This is a genomic window from Chryseobacterium sp. P1-3, from assembly GCF_000738495.1.
Classification (GTDB): Bacteria; Bacteroidota; Bacteroidia; order Flavobacteriales; family Weeksellaceae; genus Chryseobacterium; species Chryseobacterium gallinarum.
The window spans coordinates 1-1,349 of the sequence record NZ_JPEQ01000043.1 but is presented as its reverse complement, the minus strand read 5'-3'; the positions used below and the strand labels follow the sequence as shown (position 1 = coordinate 1,349).

Here is a 1,349-nt window from a genome sequence, read left to right as displayed (position 1 = left end):
TCCACTCTGTGTTACCAGAGCTTCAACCTGCCCATGGGTAGATCACAAGGTTTCGCGTCTAATCCTACTAACTATCCGCCCTATTCAGACTCGCTTTCGCTCCGGCTCCGTAACTTAATTACTTAACCTCGCTAGTAAAATTAACTCGTAGGCTCATTATGCAAAAGGCACGCCGTCACAGCATTACGCTGCTCCGACCGCTTGTAGGCGTACGGTTTCAGGTTCTATTTCACCCTTCTATTCGAAGTGCTTTTCACCTTTCCTTCACAGTACTTGTTCACTATCGGTCTTTCAGGAGTATTTAGCCTTGGAGGATGGTCCCCCCATATTCAGACAGGATTTCACGTGTCCCGCCCTACTCATTTATCATCCAAATATACCTTTCGAATACCGGGCTATCACCGTCTATGGCCGTTCTTTCCAGAACGTTCTTCTAAATATATAAAGACTTTTGGGCTAATCCGCTTTCGCTCGCCACTACTTACGGAATCTCTTCGATTTCTTTTCCTCCGGGTACTTAGATGTTTCAGTTCTCCGGGTTTGCCCCTCTTACGAGGTAATACATCTTCAATGTATTGGGTTGCCCCATTCGGATATCTACGGATCAATTCGTGTGTGCCAATCCCCGTAGCTTTTCGCAGCTTACCACGTCCTTCGTCGCCTCTGAAAGCCTAGGCATCCGCCATACGCCCTTAACGATTTCTTTCCTATTTTTGGTTACTCAAGCGCTTTATGCGCTCGGTTTTCTCTTTGTGATGTCTTTACCGTTAATGTCAATGATCTTAATTGCTATTTCAAGTTTAATTCGCAAATATTGTTTTTGGCTCTATCTGCTTGTTTAAAACTAAACCATCCACTATGTGGAGAATAAGGGAGTCGAACCCTTGACCTCCTGCGTGCAAGGCAGGCGCTCTAGCCAGCTGAGCTAATTCCCCCTCTAGGTGCTTCTAGCGATTTGCTTCTTGCTTTTGGCTTTCTTGCCATCTGCTATAAGCTATTTGCCAGCCGCCTTAATTAGTAGTCTCGGGCAGGCTCGAACTGCCGACCTCTACATTATCAGTGTAGCGCTCTAACCAGCTGAGCTACGAGACTGTCTGTTAGACTAACAGATTTCAGATATTAGATATCAGACTGCGCTTCCTTCTTTTATCTTGCCTCTTTGTCTCAATCCCTTTACTAATTTCTAGTGGGTTGTGTATTTATAATATAACCAACCAAACAAAAAACTAAAGCTTTACTTTAAGTAAGTACTGTGTCTCTAGGACACTAATTTTGTTTAACGTTTCTTCAACGCTCTAAAATGAGATGTTCCAGCCGCACCTTCCGGTACGGCTACCTTGTTACGACTT

The 1,349-nt window shown here is 44.4% G+C and carries 2 tRNA genes and 1 rRNA gene; all 3 read right to left on the bottom strand.

Features of this window, described 5'->3' with window-relative positions:
• Positions 1 to 706, bottom strand: a 23S ribosomal RNA gene (locus HX13_RS21700); the annotation flags it as partial.
• A gap of 155 nt (positions 707 to 861) precedes the next feature.
• A tRNA-Ala gene (locus HX13_RS21695) sits at positions 862 to 935 on the bottom strand.
• Positions 936 to 1,018: 83 nt separating this feature from the next.
• A tRNA-Ile gene (locus HX13_RS21690) sits at positions 1,019 to 1,092 on the bottom strand.
• Positions 1,093 to 1,349 lie beyond the last annotated feature (257 nt).